Source organism: Aeromonas sp. HMWF017 (genome assembly GCF_003061465.1).
GTDB classification, from domain to species: domain Bacteria; phylum Pseudomonadota; class Gammaproteobacteria; order Enterobacterales; family Aeromonadaceae; genus Aeromonas; species Aeromonas veronii.
The window spans coordinates 26,176-26,634 of the sequence record NZ_QAJD01000172.1; the positions used below are offsets into that span (position 1 = coordinate 26,176).

A 459-nucleotide genomic window follows, 5' to 3' on the forward strand; every position below is an offset into this window, starting at 1 on the left:
CGACAAGCCGCTGCGGGCCGCCTTTCGCGAGCTGGTGTTCGCGCAGATCAAGGCGCTGGCCATCCCCGCCATCCTGGTGACCCACGACGAAGAGGATGCGCCGGGCACCATACTCAACCTCACCGAATGCCACTGTTAACCGAGGAGTGTTCACCTTGTTTGATCGCCACCTGATCCCCGTGATCCGCAGCCCTCTTACCCAGCTTGCCAAGCCGCTCTGCCGTGCCGGGATCAGTGCCAATCAGGTGAGCCTCACCGGTTTTGCCATCGGCATGCTGGCGCTGCCGCTGCTGGCCTTTGGCTGCTATCCGTGGGCGCTTGCGGCCATCCTGCTCAACCGGCTGCTGGACGGGCTGGACGGCGCCGTGGCGCGGGAAACCGGCATCACCGACTGCGGCGGCTTTCTCGACATCACGCTCGACTTTATTTTCTACGCCGCCGTGGTGCTGGGCTTTGCCC

At 64.5% G+C, this 459-nt stretch carries 1 protein-coding gene and 1 pseudogene; both read left to right on the forward strand.

Going from position 1 to position 459, the window contains the following annotated elements; translation table 11 throughout:
• A pseudogene (locus tag DBR30_RS22595) lies at positions 1 to 139 on the forward strand (ATP-binding cassette domain-containing protein); the annotation flags it as partial.
• A gap of 16 nt (positions 140 to 155) precedes the next feature.
• On the forward strand, positions 156 to 459 hold a 304-nt coding region (locus tag DBR30_RS19270), incomplete at its 3' end, for a CDP-alcohol phosphatidyltransferase family protein (protein ID WP_146181393.1).